This window comes from Spirillospora sp. NPDC047279 (assembly GCF_040643285.1).
Taxonomy (GTDB): Bacteria; Actinomycetota; Actinomycetes; order Streptosporangiales; family Streptosporangiaceae; genus Spirillospora.
Window position 1 is genome coordinate 533,307 of the sequence record NZ_JBEYUA010000007.1, and the last position, 17,150, is coordinate 550,456.

Here is a 17,150-nt window from a genome sequence, read left to right on the forward strand (position 1 = left end):
GGCTGATGGCGTCGCGGTAGGCGGTGGCGAGCGCGATGGCCGGCACCCGGCCGCCGGTCCTGTCAGGGACGAATCGTCCTGCTGTCGATTCCCGACCTGCCCATCGGTCCGGGGATCAGCCGATTCGTCGAAGAGCTCACCGGCGCGCTCGCCGGTCACCGCCTGACGCTGGTCATCCACCTCGCGGGCGCGCGGGGGCGGCCGCTGCCGGACGTGTGCGCGACCCTCGGCGCCACGGCGGACTCCGGCCTACGCCCGATGGCCGAGGCGCGGCTGGACGGCGTCGCCCGCGCCTGCGCCGCCGCGGACCTCGACCCGCCCGTGGCCCTGGACACCGACATGGAGGTCGCCGACGCTGCGCGCGCCGTGACCGGGTGGACGGCGCGTTCGGTCACCGGCGTGTGCGCCTTCAACGACGAGATCGCCATGGCGGTCCTGGCCGGCATGCGCGAGCACGGCCTGACCGCGCCCGCCGACCTCGCCCTCGTCGGCGCCGACGACGTTCCCGCCGCCCGGCTGACGGCGCCGCCGCTCACGACCGTCGCCTACGACCCGCGCGAGGTCGCCCGCCGCCGGGCCGAGGCCGTCGCCGCCGGGCTCGCGGGCGACGATCCGCACCCCGCCCTCGCCCGGACGTCCGAGCGGATGATCGAACGCTCCTCCACCTGACGGAGCGCGTATCGCGGGCGGTGGATCTGCCGGAAGGAACCGCGGCGGCGCCGTGTCCCGTGAAGCCGGGGTGAGCTGGTGCTCTCGCGTTTGGCGGTCAGGATGGCTGGACTTCGTCGAAGAGGGCGAGGGCTTGGGTGGGGTCCGGGCTCACGAGGCGTTCCAGACCGGCCGCCGTGATGTCCGCCCACCTGCCGGCCCGTGCCCACATCTGTACCTCGAAGGCGCGGACGGCCTTGGCCGGATCTCCAGGGCCGGGGGCGGCGGCGATGGACTCGGCGAGTTCGGCGCCTTCCAGCATCGCGAGGTTCGCGCCCACCCCCAACGGGGGCATCAGGTGGGCGGCGTCGCCCAGCAGCGTCACCCCGGGGACGTGGGCCCAGGTGTGGGCCACGGGCAGGACGTAGAGGGGGCGGTGGACGAAAGCGGTGCCGTGGCGGAGGAGGTCGAGGACGGGCGCGGCCCAGCCGTCGAACAGGGCCAGCAGGCTTGACCGCACGGCCTCGACGTCGGCCAGGTCCAGGTGGGTGTGCCAGTCCAGCGGCGCGCGGAACTGGGCGCCCACCTTGACGTGACCTCCGCTGTTGCGCTGGGCGACAAGAGCTCGGTTCGCGCCGTACACGGCCACGGAACCGTCACCGATCAGCCGGGCGAGGTCGGGGTGGCGGGTGTCGACGTCGTCCAGGGAGGTCTCGACCAAGGTGACGCCGGTGTAGTGCGGCGTCACCGGCGAGACCGCCGGGCGGACCTTGGACCAGGCGCCGTCCGCGCCGACCACGAGGTCGAACGTCTCCTGCCGCCCGTCCGCGAAACGGACCAGCACGCCATCCGGGGTCCCCGGCACCACCTCCGTCACGCCCCGCCCCCACTGCACGTCGAGGGGGCCGAGCAGCAGGTCACGGAGTTGCCCGCGGTCGATTTCGGGATTGGCCCGGTCACCGGGACGGGGTCGCCAGTCGCGCAGGACGGTCCCGTCGGTGTCCAGGATGCGCATGGCCTGCCCCTCGGGACGCGACAGCGCCTCGAAGTCGGCCAGCAGCCCCGCCTTGTCCAGCGCGAGCTGGCCCATCCCTTCGTGCAGGTCGGCGTGCCGCCGGGGGGACGGACGCCGGGGGCGGGATCGCGTTCGAGGACGGTGACGGGGTGGTCGTGGCGGTGCAGCACGCGGGCGAAGGTCAGGCCGGCGGGCCCGCCTCCGACCACGGCGATACGACGTCTCATGGCAATACACTGTATACCGAGACGGTGTATCGCAACAGTACGATGTATCCATGACCGTATGGGACCGCCCAGAGCCACCGACTCGCCCCGCGCCGCTCGACCGGGAGCGCATCGTTGCCGCCGCCATCGCGCTGGCCGACGAGGGCGGGCTGGAGGCGGTGTCATTGCGCAAGGTCGCCGCCCGGCTGGACGCCGGCCCGATGCGGCTGTACGGATACATCTCCACCAAGCAGGAGCTGTTCGACCTCATGGTGGACGAGGTCCACGCCGAGATCCTCCCCGAGGAGCAGCCCGGTGACTGGCGGGAGGCGCTGCGCACCCGCGCCCATCGCACCAGGCAGGCCGCCCTCCGTCACGAATGGCTGGCCGACCTGCTCGGCGGCCGTCCGACCCTCGGCCCGAACGCCCTGGCCGTGAGAGAGGCCACGCTGGCCGCCCTCGACGGCCTCGCCGACATCGACACCGTCCTGCGTGCCGTGGAGACCGTCGGCGCCTACTTCACCGGCGCGATCAGGCGCGAGATCGCGGACCTGCGGGCCGAGCGCGACACAGGTCTGTCCAAGCGCGACTTCCAGCGCGCCTCCGGCCCGCACCTGAGGAAGATGCTGGCCACGGGCCGCTTCCCGGCGCTGACGAAGGCCGTGTACGACGCCACGGAGGTGGACGCCGAGGCGTCCTTCGCGACCGGCCTGGACTGGGTCCTCGACGCCGTGGCCGCCAAACTCGCCCGGCCGCCGGCGTGACGCTCCGGCTCTCGCCGGATATGAGCTAGGCCGGGAGCGGTTCCAGGCGTCGGCCGGGGCGAGCCGCGACGGCCTGCGCCGTGTCGCCGATGCCATGATGACCGCCTGGACGGCGATCCTCTAGACCACCGGCGACGTTCCGGCCCGCTGGGATTGCGGCACGCCGTTCCATTGCAGGAGTAGCACGGTGGCGTCGTCCTGCAGGCTGCCGTCGTGGTAGGTGAGCACGGCGTGGGTCAGGCGGCGGAGGGTTTCGGGAACGGGCAGGCCGTCGGCATTGTGACGGATCACGAAGTCGACGAAGCGCTGCAGGCCGAACTCCTCGCCATGGCGGTTCTCGGCCTCGGTGATGCCGTCGGTGTAGAGCAGCACCCGGTCGCCCGGCTCGAGCTGCTCGGTGCACACGGTGACGGGGCGGCCCAGGTCCGCGCCCATGGGATGGGAGGGCGGACAGGGCAATCTGGTGGCCCAGCGGCCGCCGCGGAGGAGCACCGGCGGGTGGTGGCCGCGGTTGATCCAGGAGAGCAGGCCCGTTGCGGTGTCGAGGTCGGCCATGATCGCGGTGACGAAGCGGTTGTCCTGGCCGAACTCCCGCAGCAGCGTGCGTTCGATGCCCTGGCTGATGTCGGCCAGCGCGACGCCCTGCCGCCGCTGGTTACGGCACGAGGCCATCGCGAGGTTGGCCGCCAGTCCCGCGGCCACGTCGTGTCCCATCGCGTCGAAGATCGCCAGATGGACGACGTCGCCGGCGATGGCGTAGTCGAAGGCGTCGCCACCGATCTCGTAGGCCGGTTCCAGCACGGCACTGATCGTCACGCTGGCGTTGGTGAAGGTCAGCGGCGGCATGAGGTTCCACTGCATCTCGGCCGCCACGTTCATCGGCCGGGTGCGGACCAGCCGCGCGTGAGAATCGCTGTAGGGCTGGGAGCTGACCACCATCAACGCGACCAGCGAGGCCAGATGGCGCATGCGGGCCGTCATCGAGATCTCGTCGCCGTCGGTCTCGGCGACGCGGACACGCAGCACCCCCAGCCGTTCGGTGCCGTCCAGCAGCGGCACCCACCAGTATTCCGCCTGCCCGTCAGGCCCCTCCTTGGCGTGAATCCGCACGGATTGGTACGCCCGTCCGGCCAGCGTGCCGTCGATCTTCAGCTCGGCCGTCTGCGGATCGGCGCCCGCGCCGTCGCTGTCACCACGGCCGGTCAGTAGCCGCAGCACGGTCTGCTGGAGGTCCGCGAGATAGACCAGCACCTCCCCGAGACCGGCATGGGGGGCATGCTCGGCGAGCAGGTCCGGCACCTGCTCGATGGACGCCAGGTGGCTGGCCTCCAGCAGTCCCGTCAGCATGCGCTCGACGCCGTCGCCCTCCGCGATGACCAACCCCAATCATGCAGACCCCGTCATGCCCATTGTGTGCCTCTCGCGCACCGGTCATGAGGAGTTGAACAAAACCCTCAACCAGGAGCGAACAACCATCCGAATCGGGACAACCGAAACCGGCGGCGCAGCGCCCCGACCTCGGCCTGCCGCAGCAGTGGCCGAGAGGTGGCAAGCTCGGCGACGGTCGAGTGGCCGGTGAGGCGTTTCCGCCGCGTCCATGCGACTGGGGTCGACGGGTTGCATTGGACCCTGAGCCGCGAGAACCCCGACATGTTCCAGCGGTTCATACTGACTGCCGCGAGATCCGCCAGCAAGGCCGCGGGGCACTGCCTCCCGACGAGTGCCGGCACACCTGTGTCCTTGCCGCGAAGATGGCCGAAGCGCACCAGGCATGGCGAGACAGTCTCTCCAGCGTCACCCTTGCCGACATCCTCACCACACTGCCCCCGTCGGCACCATCCCGCACCCGATCACGCCTGGCGGAAATGGCATAGCTCACACGAGTTCTCGGGGCCAACAACTCCAGACGACGAACGAGCCTTCTCCGGCGGAGCGTCCGTCGGCACCAGACCGAGGTGTCCCCAGACGGCCCAGTTCACCCGCCGTTACGCGACGATCACACGAGTGGGGACGTTCGTCCGAACCAGTAAAGGTCCAGCTCAGCCCTCCCTGCAGACAGCAGGACATGCCGGCGCCGCCAGGCGGTACACCTGGCGCTCTGTTCTGTGGCGGCGGCGCCCAGCTCTTCGAGCGCGACGAACCCCCGCTCGCCACGCCCTCACGTAGGCCGCGAGCGCTGCGCCGTGACTGCGACCGTGCAGGCGGTGTCCGAAGTCCTGACCGCCTCCACGACCGCAGCCTCGGGTCAGTCGGCCAGGAACGCCTCGGCGACGGCGAGGCTGTCCTCGTACATGTGGTGCCGTGTGAGCAGGCCGTCTTCGACGGTGAGGCGCAGCGCGAAGGTCATGGCGAAGCGTTTGCCGGTGGCCTTCACCCGTTGCGAGCTCGTCCCGATCACAACGGCGTTGGTTCCGTCGATCAGTATGTCGTCGAGCGACACGTGGCCCTCGGCGGGCACGCAGTGCCGGCCGAACGTGCGGAAGTGATCGGCGACGTGCAGACCCGGGAGAGGACGACCGCACAGGAACTGGCCGCTCGGCTGGAGGTCTCCGAGCGGACCATTTACCGCGACGTCCAGTCCCTGAGCGCGGCGGGCATCCCGGTGTACGGCGAGGCCGGTCACCAGGGCGGTTACCGCCTGATGGACGGCTACCGCACGCGCCTGACCGGGCTGACCGCCGCCGAGGCCGAGTCGCTCTTCCTCACCGGCCTGCCCGCCGCCGCCGACGATCTCGGCCTGGGCGACGCGGTGGCCGAGGCACAGCTGAAGCTGATGGCCGCGCTCCCGCCCGAGTCGCGTGACCGCGCCGGCCGGCTGAGGGAGCGGTTCCACCTCGACGCCCCGTCCTGGTACCACGACGGCGACCCGACGCCGCACCTGCCGGCGGTCGCCGACGCGGTGTGGCATCAGCGCCGCGTTCGCCTGCGCTATCTGCGCTGGGAGGCCCCGCACGAGGTCACGCGGACGGTCGAGCCGTACGGCGTGGTGCTGAAGGCCGGCCGGTGGTATCTGGTGGCACGCCGGGCGGGGCGGTTCCGCACCTACCGGGTCTCGCGGATCCTCGACGTAGGCATGCTCGACCAGGGCTTCGACCGCGCCGCCGACTTCGACCTGACCGGCTACTGGCGGGCCTACCTCGACGACTTCGACGCCCGCCGTCACCAGGGCCGGGCCGTACTGCGCCTATCGCCCGACGGCATGCTCCGGCTTCCGCACCTGGCCGAGCAGGCGATCGTACGCGCGGCCCAGGAGACCGCGACCACCGAGCCGGACGGCTGGACGCGCGTCACCGTGCCGGTCGAATCCGACGACCAGGCGATCCGGGACCTCCTGCGCCTCGGCCCGGACGCTGAGGTCCTCGCCCCGGCCGGGCTCCGCGCTCGCATGGCCGAGACCCTGGCCGCGATGACCCGTCACTACGAGTACGGGAGGCCGCCTCCGGAGCATCCTTCATCAGACCGCGATCCCGGGTGGAAGCTCTGATCCGAACGTGATGTCACCACCGGAAACCCAGGTCCGGAACCGGAAGGGTTCACGCGGACGTTGGCGGCCTCACTCCAGGACGCTGTTGGCGCGCAGGGCCGTCTGCTCGGTCTCGTCGATGCCGGGCAGACTGGTGAGCAGTTCGGTGGTGTGCTCGCCTAGGCGCGGCGCCGGCGTTCGCACGCTCCCCGGCGTGCGGGTGAGCCGCGCCGGCAGCCCTTCGTGCAGGAAGGTGCCCGCCGCAGGATGGACGAGCGGCACGTAGAACTCCCATGCGCGCAGAGCGGCGTAGTGCCCGACGAGCGTGCGGCCGTCGCGCACCGGGTAGGCGGGGACGCCGTTGCCCTGGAGGATCTCCGCGATGGTTTCGGCGGGCTGGGATGGTGTCCAGGCGGCGAGACAACCCGCGCGGCGACTGGCAGGACCTCACCGACGAGATGGGGCGCATCACGGTCCCCGTGCTGTTCGCCTGGGGGATGCACGACGCGTTCCTCACCCCCGACTATCCGCTGATGCTCGCCCGCATCGTGCCGCGCGGTCACCTGTACATCATGGATCACACCTCCCACCATCTGCAGGAGGAGCGACCGCATGACTTCTACGCCGTCGTCACCGGTTTCCTGAACCAGTCCCACGACCGTTGAGGGCCGCCCGAGTCGCCGTTCGCCGCAACGGGAACCTCTGCCTGGGCGGGCTCGGCTTCCCGCCGAGCCCGCCACAGAGGACTGGGGTCATGCCGTCAGGGCTGCAGTGTCAGCAGACCCGGCCGGTAGGGGAGGAGGCCGTAGTCGCCGCCGGAGCTGGGGCTGCGCCCCTGGTAGAGCAGTTGCAGATGGCAGGGATCGACGGTCATGGTCTGGTCGGCGCTGGTGCGGATCAGTTCGCCGTGGCTGATGTCGTTGGTCCAGGTGGCGCCGCTGTTGGGCTTGCCCGCGAAGGGATTGCCCTCGGTCGCGGCCTGCGGAGTCCATGAGCCGTTCAGGCTGGTGGAGGTGAACGAGCGGAAGTAGCGGCCCTGCGAGCCGATCGCCTCGACGATCATGAGGTAGCGGTTCTGGCCCTGGAGCCTGTAGACCTGCGGTGCTTCGAACAGGTTGTTCGTCGTATCGCTCATGATCACTGTCGAGGTCGCGCCGAAACTGCCCGGGAAGTTCCCGATCGGCATGGTGGCCCGGTAGATCTTGCCGTTGTCACCGGCGAAGAAGAGGTACATCGTCGTGTTGTCCCCGATGAGCGCCTGGTCGATGGGTCCTGTTCCGGAGCCGGTGATGCTTCCGGAGAAGAGCACCTGTTGCGGTGACCAGCCATTCGGGTTGGTGGGGTCGCTCGACGTCCGGTAGGAGAAGGCCGTCCCGCCCCATTGGTAGGCGAGCACCCAGAGATTCTTCGGCGCGAAATAGAAGAGCGTGGGTGCGACGGTGGAAGCCGACATCGTGTTCTGGGCGGCCGAGGTCATCTCCGACCAGTTGGTGAACAGACCGAAGTTCATCGATCCCCACCTGGTCCCCGTGTCGTGCGTCGTCGCGTAGACGAGATGCCTGCCGTTGTAGGGAGCGACGGTGAAGTCCTTGAGCGAGACCCACCCCGGCTTGGGCTGGGCCAGCGGGCCCGTTGACATCCAGCGGTAGGTTGACGGAAGGTCGCAGGCCGGAGCGGGGCCGCCCACTTCGACGAGCCGCCACTGCTGGTTGTCGCCGCCCCAGTCGTCGTACTGGACGATGTTCGCGTTGTCGGCGGTGGAGCCACCTTGTACTTCCAGGGCCTTGCCGCTGTGGCGCGAGATCAACCTCACGTGGCCGTCCGGGCTGTCGGCCGGCCGCCATTGCTGGTTGGTTCCGTTCAGGTCGGCCCACTGGACGATGGGGCCGCCGTTGGCGGTGGACCAGTTGTGAACGTCCAGCACCTTGCCGGAGTGACGGGACTTGATGCGGTGGTAACCGCCGCCGGAGTCGACGAACTGCCATTGCTGCTGGCTTTGATCGTTCCTGGTCCACTGGGTGATGCGGGCACCGTCGTCGGTGGCCAGGTTGTAGACGTCCAGGGCCTTGCCGCTGTTGCGGTTGACCAGCACGTACCAGCTGTTCACATCGACGGTGGCGGCCTGGGCGTTCGTCGCGAACAGCAGCACCGGCAGCAGGAGCGATGCCAGCATCACACCGATCCTCAACATGAGCCTCTCCCTCAGGATGTTAGCGCTAACATTCCGCTGTGGTCGGGGACCTCCTCTCTGTGGGCGATGGTGGAGGTGGTGGTGGCCGGGAGTAAATCCGAGTCGGACCGGACCGTCAAGGACGTTGGACGCCGAAAAGTTTCGCGTGCAGGTCGGCTGCTATTCCGCGTGTGAAACACGTTGCCGGTTTTCATCTCGAAAATATTTCGAAACTGTTGACGGCATTCGCCGGGGCTCGCAAGATGAGGGCGCGACGCCCGGTGGTGTGCGTTTCCGGTGATGGAGCGCGGCGTCTGTCACGCGGGCCATGTCCCGCTTCCCCCGTTCAATCCTGGAGGAACAGACATGCGTACGAACGCGATCCGCACGAGGGCCCTCGTCGCGGGCGCCCTCGGGGTCATCGCGACCACGGCACTGGCGGCACCGGCACCGGCCATGGCCGCCGAGAACACGCTCGGGGCCGCCGCGAAGCAGAGTGGCCGTTACTTCGGCACCGCCATCGCCTCGGGCAGGCTCAACGACTCGGCGTACACGACGATCGCGAACCGCGAGTTCAACTCGGTGACGGCCGAGAACGAGATGAAGATCGACGCCACCGAGCCCCAGCGGGGCCGGTTCGACTTCACCGCCGGTGACCGCGTCTACAACTGGGCCGTGCAGAACGGCAAGCAGGTGCGCGGCCACACCCTGGCCTGGCACTCCCAGCAGCCCGGCTGGATGCAGAGCCTCAGCGGCGGCACGCTGCGCCAGGCGATGATCGACCACATCAACGGCGTGATGGCCCACTACAAGGGCAAGATCGTCCAGTGGGACGTGGTCAACGAGGCCTTCGCCGACGGCGGCTCGGGGGCCCGCCGCGACTCCAACCTGCAGCGCACCGGCAACGACTGGATCGAGGTGGCCTTCCGCACCGCGCGCGCCGCCGACCCGGCCGCCAAGCTCTGCTACAACGACTACAACGTCGAGAACTGGACCTGGGCCAAGACCCAGGCCATGTACGCCATGGTCCGCGACTTCAAGCAGCGCGGCGTGCCCATCGACTGCGTCGGCTTCCAGTCCCACTTCAACAGCGGCAGCCCGTACGACGGCAACTTCCGCACCACTCTGCAGAGCTTCGCCGCCCTCGGCGTCGATGTCGCGATCACCGAGCTGGACGTCCAGGGCGCATCGGCCACGACCTACGCCGCCGTGACCAACGACTGCCTGGCCGTCTCGCGCTGCCTCGGCATCACGGTCTGGGGCGTGCGCGACACCGACTCCTGGCGCCCGGAGCACACGCCGCTGCTGTTCAACGGCGACGGCACCAAGAAGCCCGCCTACACCGCGGTCCTCAACGCCCTCAACGGCGGCTCACCACCCCCCACTCCCGACGCTGGAACGATCAAGGGTGTCGGTTCGGGCCGTTGCCTGGACGTGCCCGGCGCCGCCACGGCCGACGGGACCGGGCTTCAGCTGTGGGACTGCCACAACGGCACCAATCAGCAGTGGGCCTCCACCGCCGCGGGCGAGCTCAGGGTCTACGGCGACAAGTGCCTGGACGCCGCCGGCACCGGCAACGGCGCCAGAGTCCAGATCCACAGCTGCTGGGGCGGCGACAACCAGAAATGGCGCCTCAACTCCGACGGGTCCATCGTCGGTGTCCAGTCCGGCCTCTGCCTGGACGCCGCCGGCACCGCCAACGGCACTCTGATCCAGCTCTACTCCTGCTGGAACGGCGGCAACCAACGCTGGACCCGCACCTGACCCGCCACAAGCGGGGTCGCTGAAGACCTGCGGCAAGGCGGTGGAGGGCACGGCCCCTCCACCGCCGGCGGCGGCGCGTCGGCCGGAGCTGCGTCGTCAGAGTGGAGTGACCCGCACGGGGACCGTGAGGACGCGATCCGGGCCCGGCTCACGTACCGGGCCGTGCAGGGTGAACGAGCCGCACGCCGGAAGATCGGTGCTGGAGCGGCCGACCGCGACCTCGATCGTGCCGGGCTCGACGATGCGGCGCAGCGCGGGGCCGGTGAAGGACACGCGGTCGGCGTGCACGGTGAACTCGATCCGGGCCGACCGGCCGGGGTCGAGCGGGACCCGGGCCCAGCCCGCGAGCCAGCGTACCGGCCGTACCACCGAGGCCACCGGGTCGGACAGGTAGAGCTGGACCACCTCGGTCCCGGCCCGTTCGCCGGTGTTGGTGACCGTCGCGGCGACGCGTACGGCGCCGTCGGTGGGGGCGGCCGGATCCACGTGCAGGTCGGTGTAGGAGAAGCGGGTCCAGGTCAGACCGTGGCCGAACGGGTAGAGCGGGGCCGGGTCCACCGTGCTCCAGCCGTGCGGGCCGTCCATCGCGGAGCGCAGATGTCCGCCGGGTGGGACGTCCGCGTGGCGGGGCACGTTCACCGGGAGGCGCCCGGACGGGGCCACCCGGCCGGACAGGATCCCGGCGATCGCGGCGCCGCCCTCCTCGCCCGGGAAGAACGCCTGCACGACCGCCGCCGCCCGTTCTGCGAGCCCGCCCAGCGCGTACGGGCGGCCGGACAGCAGCACGAGCACCGTGGGCGTGCCCGTCCCGAGCACCGCCTCGGCCAGCTCCCGCTGGCGGCCGGGCAGCGCGAGGGTCGCGACGTCGCAGCCCTCCCCGGAGGTGCCCCGGCCGAAGAGCCCCGCGCGGTCGCCGAGGGCGAGCACACAGACCTCGGCGCGGCGCGCCGCCTCGACGGCGGCCGCGATATCGGCGTCCCGCTCCACCAGGACGTCCATGGCCCTGACCTCGACGGAGGCGGTGGGCAGCTCGGTGCGGAGGGCGGCGGCGAGCGATGGGACGTCCACGCCAGGCTGCTCGGCACCCACATGATTGGGAAAGGAATAGCAGCCCATCATGCCGCGCGGGTCGTCGGCCAGCGGTCCGACGAGGGCGATCCCGCCCGCCGCCAGGGGGAGGCCGCCGTCGTTGGCGAGCAGGACGACCGACTCCTCGGCGAGGCGCCGCGCCAGCCGCCGGTGCTCGGGAGGGTCGAGCGGCGGCGCCGTGCCGGGCACGTCCTGCCAGGCGCCGTCGAGGAGCCCGAGCTCGGCCTTCAGCGTCAGGACGCGGCCGGCCGCGCGGTCGAGGAGCTCTTCCGGTATCGCGCCGTCTCGTACCTGGGAGACGAGTGGCTCTCCATAGCAGCGCGTGGTGGGCAGTTCCACGTCCACTCCCGCGCGGAGCGCCGCCGCCGCAGCCTCGCCACGGGAACCGGCGATGCGGTGGCGGCTCTCGAGGAACGAGATGCCGAAGTAGTCGGCGACGACCACTCCGGCGAAGCCCAGCTCCCCGCGCAGCAAGCCGGTCAGCAGCCGTTCGTCGGCGGCGGCGGGCATGCCGTCCAGGTCGGTGTAGGAGTGCATGACGGCCCGTGCGCCGCCTTCGCGGAGCGCGAGAACGAACGGTTCCACGAGGACGTCGGTGAACTCTCGCGGTCCCATCGCGGTGGGGGCCATGTTGCGGCCGTGACGGGAGGCGGAGTAGCCCGCGAAGTGCTTGAGAGTGGCCACGATGCCCGCGCCCTCGAACCCGCGGACGTAGGCGGCACCGAGCGTCCCGACGAGGTAGGGGTCCTCGCCGATGCATTCCTCCGTACGGCCCCAGCGCGGGTCGCGGACCACGTCGAGCACGGGAGCCAGTCCCTGGTGCGCGCCCAGCCGCCGCATACTCGCGCCGATCGCCGCGGCCATCTCCTCGACGAGTTCGGCGTCGAACGACGCGCCCCAGGCCAGCGGCGTGGGGAAGACGGTGGCCTGCCAGGTCATCAGGCCGGTCAGGCACTCCTCGTGCGCGATCGCCGGCAGGCCGAACCGACCGGCGGCGACGATCCGTTCCTGCAGATCCCGCAGGCGCGCCATGCCCTCGGCGGGGGAGACGGGCACGGTGCCGAACACCCGGGTCAGGTGGCCGATGCCGTGCTTGGCAAGCTCGTCCATCCCCGGCGCGTCCTCGCCGCTGTCGTCCTCCATGGGGGCGACCGGGGCGCCCGGCTCGGCCGGCATCGCCCAGAACGACGAGAGCTGTCCCGCCTTCTCCTCCAGGGTCATCCGGGCTAGCAGATCGGCGACCCGGTCGGCCACCGGGAGGCGGGGATCGCGCCAGGGCTCGCTCATGTCTCCTCCGGACGAGGCGGGGCGGTGGAATGGCGGACGCGCAGTTCGGTGGAGAGCTCGATCCTGGGGGTGAGGAGGGGCTGGCCGTCCAGAATCTGGCGCAGCGTGCGCGCGGCGATGCGGCCCATCTCCTCCAGGGGCTGGCGGACGGTGGTGAGCGGCGGGGACAGCCACTCGCACATCGGCAGGTCGTCGAAACCGACCACGCTGAGGTCTTCGGGGATGCGCAGCCCGGCCTGGCGCGCGGCCTCGTAGGCGCCCATGGCCTGCTGGTCACTGCCCGCGAAGATCGCGGTGGGACGCCGGCCGGCGGGCAGCGCCAGCAGTTCGCGGGCACGGTTGAAGCCGCCCTCGTGCCGGAAGTCGCCGTACCGGATCAGCTCCCGGTCGACCTCGATGCCCGCCCGCTCCAGCACGGTCCGGTAGCCGTCCACCCGGGCCTGGGTGCACAGCATGTCGGCGGGGCCGCCGATGACCGCGATCCGGCGGTGGCCGAGGTCGAGCAGGTGCTCGGTCGCCGCCATGCCGCCCGCCCAGTTCGTGGCGCCGACGCTGGCGATGTCGGTGTCGGGGAGGTTGACCGGATCGATGAGGACCAGCGCCACGCCCGCGCGTTCGAGTTGCCGACGTTGCCGCGAGGTCATCCGGGAGGTCACCAGGATCACGCCGTCGCTGTGATGCAGCGCCGGGAGGTTCTGCCAGCTCGGCGGGCGCGCGTCGTCCGCACGGACCTGGGAGACGACCGCGCCGATGCCGTGCTGCGCGCACTCGGTCTCGACGCCGCGCAGGATCTCCATCGCCCAGGGGCTGTCGAGCCCGGCGAGCACCAGGTCGATCAGGCCGGAGCGGCGGGCGCGGCGGGTGCCGCCGGGCCCCGGGTAGTTGTGCGTGCGCAGCAGCGCCTCGACCCGTTCCCGGGTCCCCGGGGCGACGTCGGTCCGTCCGTTGATCACCTTGGACACCGTGGCGGGCGATACGCCCGCTTCCGCCGCGATCACCGCGAGCGTAGGGCGCGACGGCCGGTCGCTCATGATCCTCCCCCTGACTGGTCCGGCTGACGAGGCCGAACGATATCGCAAATTTTCGAGATCACATACCGTCTAGAAGTGCACAGGTTTGAGGCCTTGACCGCATGAACGCCCTTTCCTAGAGTTCCGGCCAAGCAAAGTTTCCGACAAGTTTCGAAATAATTTCGACGATCGGAGGCCCGGATGGGCACCGAACCGCTGTCCCGTCGCTCCTTCCTCACCGCCGCCGGGTTGGCGGCCACGTCCGTCCCCCTCCTCGGCGCCTGCGGTGGTGACTCCGACGATTCGGGCGGCTCGTCGAAGGTGACCATCGAATGGTGGAACATCGCCACCACCGAGCCGGGGAAGACCCTGTGGCCGACCGCCGCGCGGGCGTACGAGGCCGCGCACCCGAACGTGCAGATCAAGCTCACCTCGCTGGAGAACGACGCGTACAAGTCGAAGATGACAGCGCAGACCACCTCCGGAAAGCTGCCCGACATCTTCCACACATGGGGCGGCGGCGTACTGGAGCAGCAGGTCCAGGCAGGGCTCGTGAAGGACCTCACCGGCGGCGTCGCCCCCTGGATCGGCTCCTTGCTGCCGATCTCGGTGCAGCCGTACCAGTTCGGCGGGAAGACCTACGCGGTCCCGTACGACATCGGGATGGTGGGGTTCTGGTACAACAAGGCCCACTTCGCCAAGGCCGGAATCGAGTCCCCGCCCGCCACCTGGACCGAGTTCCTCGACGCCGTGCGCAAGCTCAAGACCGCCGCGATCACCCCGATCGCGCTGGCGGGCAAGGAGAAGTGGCCCGGCCACTACTACTGGTCCTATCTGGCCATCCGCATCGGCGGAGTGGCCGCGCTCAAGCAGGCGGCCGAGACCAAGGACTTCAGCGGTGCGCCGTTCGTGCAGGCCGGTCAACGTCTCAAGGAACTGGTCGACCTGGCCCCCTTCCAGAACGGTTTCCTCGGTGCCAGCTACCCGACGACCGACGGGCAGGCCGCGCAGATGGGTAACGGCAAGGCGGGCATGGAGCTCATGGGCCAGTGGGCTCCGAACGTGCAGAAGGAGATGGGCAAGGGCCTGGGCGACGGCCTCGGCTTCTTCCCGTTCCCCACGGTCGAGGGCGGGCAGGGCGCCCCGGCCGAGGTCTTCGGCGGCGGTGGCGGGAACGCGCTCAGCAAGGACGCCCCCGCCGAGGCGCTCGACTTCCTGAAGTTCTTCGCCTCGGTCGAGAACGATCGCAAGCGCGTGGCCAGCAAGGCCTTCCTGCCGATCGCCAAGGGCGCCGAGACCGCGCTCACCGACCCCAATCTCAAGACCGTGTCGCAGAAGCTGAACACCGCGACCGGCTTCCAGCTCTTCCTCGACCAGGCGTTCCCGCCGGCCGTCGGGCAGGAGGTCAACGACCAGGTGGCCGCGCTCATCGCCGGCAAGGCCTCCCCTGAGCAGGTCGCGCAGGCCGTCACCAAGACCGCCAAGAGCCAGTAAGCGGGCCTGATGGCACTCTCCGCTCTCAAGAAGGACCCCTCGGGGAACGCGGTGGCGCCGCCTGCCCGCGGGCGGCGCGCCCCGCGCGGCACGGCGGCCCGGCGCCGCTCGTTTCGGCACGGGGCGACGGTCGCCGCGTTCCTGTCCCCGGCGCTGCTGCTGTTCGCACTCCTGGTCCTGGTGCCGATCCTCTACGCGCTCTACACCAGCCTGTTCAAGTGGGGCGGCTTCGGAGCCCCGGAGACCTTCGTCGGCCTGGACAACTTCACCGCGCTCCTCCAGGACGAGGTGTTCCTCGGCGACCTGTGGCGGGGCTTCGTCCTGATCGCGCTGTCGGTCGGGATCCAGCTCCCCTTCGCGCTCTCCATGGCCGTGCTGCTGAACCAGCGGCTGCGGGGCCGCGCGTTCTACCGGCTGTTGTTCTTCGCTCCGTACGTCCTGTCCGAGGTCATCACCGGCGTTCTGTTCACGATGATCTTCTCGCCGGACTCGGGGCTGGCCGACCATGTGCTGGACCTGGTGGGGCTGGGCGATCTCGGCATCACCTGGTTCGCCTCGCCGGCGACCGTTCTGCCGACCATCTTCCTCGTCATGACGTGGAAGTACTTCGGCTTCCACATGATCCTCTACCTGGCCGGGCTGCAGAGCATCCCCCGGGACGTGCTGGAGGCCGCCGCGATCGACGGCGCGGGCGCGTGGCAGCGGTTCCGGCACGTCACGCTGCCGCTGCTGGGGCCGACGATCCGGATCAGCGTCTTCCTGTCGGTCATCGGGGCGATCCAGTTGTTCGACCTGGTCTGGGTGATCACCGCGGGCGGTCCGGTGCACGCCTCCGAGACGATGGCGATCACGATGTTCCAGTTCGGCTTCAAGCGCTACCAGGTGGGCTATGCCAGCGCGATCAGCGTCGTGATGTTCCTGATCAGCTTTGTCTTCGCCCTCCTCTACCAGCGGTACGTTCTGCGCCGTGACCTGGAGGGCGCCGTCACCAGTATGCGAGGCCGCCGATGAACGCCCGATCCCGGACCGCCGTCGCCGCCGTCCGCGGCCTGTCCACGCATGCGCTGATCTGGATCGTCGGCACGGTCGTCATCGTGCCGCTGCTCTACGGTCTGCTGTCCGGCTTCAAGACCACGAGCGAGCTGTCGGGCAACCCGTTCGGACCGCCAGGGGAATGGGTCACCGAGAACTACACCGAACTGCTGGCGTCCGGCTCGTTCTGGCGGCAGATCTTCAACAGCACGTTCATCGCGGTGGCGACCGCGCTGGTGACCGTCGCGGTTTCGGCGCTGGCGGCCTACGTCTTCGCGCGCTTCGCCTTCCGCGGCAGGGAGGTGGTGTTCACGCTCTTCACCATCGGGCTGATGTTCCCGTTCGCGGTGGCGATCCTCCCGCTCTTCCTCATGCTGCGGGCCTTCGACCTGCTGGACAACCCGCTCGGCGTGATCCTGCCGCAGGCGGCCTTCGGCCTGCCGATGACGATCATCATCCTGCGCGGCTTCTTCCGGACGATCCCCGGAGAGCTGGAGGAGGCTGCCATCATCGACGGCTGCACCGCGTTCGGCTTCTTCTGGCGCATTCTGCTGCCGATGGCCCGGCCGGCGCTCGCCACGGTCTCGGTGCTGGCGATCGTGACCAGCTGGAACAACTTCTTCCTGCCGCTGCTGGTGTTCACCGAGCCCGACTGGTGGACGATCCCGGTCGGCGTTCAGCAGTTCAAAGGCCAGTACGCCCAGGACACCGCCCGCATCCTGGCCTACGTGGTGCTCGCCATGGCGCCCGCGCTGGCCTTCTACTCCGTCGCCGAACGTCAGCTCATCGGCGGACTCACCGCCGGTGCGACCAAAGGCTGACCAACGAGCCACAAGAAATGCGCGCCGATCGGAGGAATCTGTGACCGACTACACCCCGCGCCCTGAGGACCGGTTCTCGTTCGGCATCTGGACGGTGGGCTGGCAGGGCGTCGACGTGTTCGGCCCCGGCACCCGGCCGCCGGTGCCCGCCGAACGGGCGGTGCGCAGGCTGGCCGAGCTGGGCGCGTACGGCGTCAACTTCCACGACAACGACGTCTTCGGCTTCGATGCGGCCGCGGCCGAGCGCGACGAGCGCGTCGGGGCGTTCCGCAAGGCGCTGGAGGAGACCGGTCTGGCGGTGACCACGGCCACCACCAACCTGTTCTCCCATCCGGTCTTCAAGGACGGCGCGTTCACCTCCAATGACCGTGACGTGCGGCGGTTCGC

Annotated in this window: 15 protein-coding genes and 2 pseudogenes; 9 read left to right on the top strand and 8 right to left on the bottom strand. The window is 70.2% G+C overall.

Annotated elements, in window-relative coordinates:
* Positions 1-213 precede the first annotated feature (213 nt).
* Positions 214-669: a substrate-binding domain-containing protein gene (locus tag ABZ810_RS21225; protein ID WP_358405468.1), complete on the top strand. Its 456-nt coding sequence runs from the start codon at positions 214-216 to the stop codon at positions 667-669.
* Positions 670-766: 97 nt separating this feature from the next.
* Here ABZ810_RS21225 and ABZ810_RS21230 read toward each other — a convergent pair whose 3' ends face one another.
* Both ABZ810_RS21230 and ABZ810_RS21235 read right to left on the bottom strand, forming a co-directional pair.
* Positions 767-1,738, bottom strand: coding sequence for an NAD(P)/FAD-dependent oxidoreductase (locus ABZ810_RS21230; RefSeq protein WP_358405471.1), 972 nt, complete (start codon positions 1,736-1,738; stop codon positions 767-769).
* Between the two features lie 80 nt (positions 1,739-1,818).
* A pseudogene (locus ABZ810_RS21235) lies at positions 1,819-2,055 on the bottom strand (hypothetical protein); the annotation flags it as partial.
* Between ABZ810_RS21235 and ABZ810_RS21240 the strand changes: the two are divergent.
* Positions 1,941-2,633, top strand: a complete 693-nt coding sequence (locus ABZ810_RS21240; RefSeq protein WP_358405473.1) for a TetR/AcrR family transcriptional regulator C-terminal domain-containing protein — start codon at positions 1,941-1,943, stop codon at positions 2,631-2,633. The pseudogene ABZ810_RS21235 and the gene ABZ810_RS21240 sit on opposite strands and share 115 nt — an antisense overlap.
* 120 nt (positions 2,634-2,753) lie before the next feature.
* Here the strand turns inward: ABZ810_RS21240 and ABZ810_RS21245 are convergent, their stop codons facing one another.
* Positions 2,754-4,013 carry a PP2C family protein-serine/threonine phosphatase gene (locus ABZ810_RS21245; protein ID WP_358405474.1) on the bottom strand — a complete coding sequence of 420 codons (1,260 nt, stop codon included), beginning with the start codon at positions 4,011-4,013 and terminating at the stop codon, positions 2,754-2,756.
* 865 nt (positions 4,014-4,878) lie between these two features.
* Positions 4,879-5,073, bottom strand: a complete 195-nt coding sequence (locus ABZ810_RS21250) for a hypothetical protein (protein ID WP_358405475.1) — start codon at positions 5,071-5,073, stop codon at positions 4,879-4,881.
* Positions 5,074-5,115: 42 nt separating this feature from the next.
* Here ABZ810_RS21250 and ABZ810_RS21255 point away from each other — a divergent pair, with 42 nt between their 5' ends.
* Positions 5,116-6,117, top strand: a complete 1,002-nt coding sequence (locus ABZ810_RS21255; RefSeq protein WP_358405476.1) for a YafY family protein — start codon at positions 5,116-5,118, stop codon at positions 6,115-6,117.
* 69 nt (positions 6,118-6,186) lie between these two features.
* On the opposite strand, the gene ABZ810_RS21260 is transcribed toward ABZ810_RS21255, so the two are convergent.
* Entirely contained in the window at positions 6,187-6,480 is a 294-nt protein-coding gene (locus ABZ810_RS21260) for a CoA transferase (RefSeq protein WP_358405530.1), read from the bottom strand.
* A gap of 20 nt (positions 6,481-6,500) precedes the next feature.
* Between ABZ810_RS21260 and ABZ810_RS21265 the strand changes: the two genes are divergently transcribed.
* The gene (locus ABZ810_RS21265; protein ID WP_358405478.1) at positions 6,501-6,761 is read left to right on the top strand and encodes an alpha/beta hydrolase; all 261 of its coding nucleotides are present in this window, start codon (positions 6,501-6,503) and stop codon (positions 6,759-6,761) included.
* 95 nt (positions 6,762-6,856) lie between these two features.
* Here ABZ810_RS21265 and ABZ810_RS21270 read toward each other — a convergent pair whose 3' ends face one another.
* Positions 6,857-8,269 (bottom strand): non-reducing end alpha-L-arabinofuranosidase family hydrolase, encoded by a 1,413-nt coding sequence (locus ABZ810_RS21270; protein WP_358405479.1) that lies wholly within the window; start codon positions 8,267-8,269, stop codon positions 6,857-6,859.
* 363 nt (positions 8,270-8,632) lie between these two features.
* Here ABZ810_RS21270 and ABZ810_RS21275 point away from each other — a divergent pair, with 363 nt between their 5' ends.
* Positions 8,633-10,030, top strand: coding sequence for an endo-1,4-beta-xylanase (locus ABZ810_RS21275; RefSeq protein ID WP_358405480.1), 1,398 nt, complete (start codon positions 8,633-8,635; stop codon positions 10,028-10,030).
* A gap of 96 nt (positions 10,031-10,126) precedes the next feature.
* Here the strand turns inward: ABZ810_RS21275 and ABZ810_RS21280 are convergent, their stop codons facing one another.
* Positions 10,127-12,406 carry a glycoside hydrolase family 3 N-terminal domain-containing protein gene (locus ABZ810_RS21280; RefSeq protein WP_358405481.1) on the bottom strand — a complete coding sequence of 760 codons (2,280 nt, stop codon included), beginning with the start codon at positions 12,404-12,406 and terminating at the stop codon, positions 10,127-10,129.
* On the bottom strand, positions 12,403-13,437 hold the full coding sequence (locus tag ABZ810_RS21285; RefSeq protein ID WP_358405484.1) for a LacI family DNA-binding transcriptional regulator: 1,035 nt from the start codon (positions 13,435-13,437) through the stop codon (positions 12,403-12,405). Before ABZ810_RS21285 ends, ABZ810_RS21280 begins: the two co-directional genes overlap by 4 nt.
* Before the next feature lie 180 nt (positions 13,438-13,617).
* Here ABZ810_RS21285 and ABZ810_RS21290 point away from each other — a divergent pair, with 180 nt between their 5' ends.
* The 4 genes and pseudogenes from ABZ810_RS21290 to ABZ810_RS21305 all read left to right on the top strand — a co-directional run.
* On the top strand, positions 13,618-14,910 hold the full coding sequence (locus ABZ810_RS21290; protein WP_358405486.1) for an extracellular solute-binding protein: 1,293 nt from the start codon (positions 13,618-13,620) through the stop codon (positions 14,908-14,910).
* A gap of 9 nt (positions 14,911-14,919) precedes the next feature.
* The gene (locus ABZ810_RS21295; RefSeq protein ID WP_358405488.1) at positions 14,920-15,921 is read left to right on the top strand and encodes a sugar ABC transporter permease; all 1,002 of its coding nucleotides are present in this window, start codon (positions 14,920-14,922) and stop codon (positions 15,919-15,921) included.
* A complete protein-coding gene (locus ABZ810_RS21300; RefSeq protein WP_358405490.1) occupies positions 15,918-16,763 on the top strand; it encodes a carbohydrate ABC transporter permease in 846 nt (281 codons plus the stop codon). The genes ABZ810_RS21295 and ABZ810_RS21300 overlap by 4 nt, the downstream gene beginning before the upstream one ends.
* Before the next feature lie 40 nt (positions 16,764-16,803).
* Positions 16,804-17,150, top strand: a pseudogene (locus ABZ810_RS21305) (xylose isomerase); the annotation flags it as partial.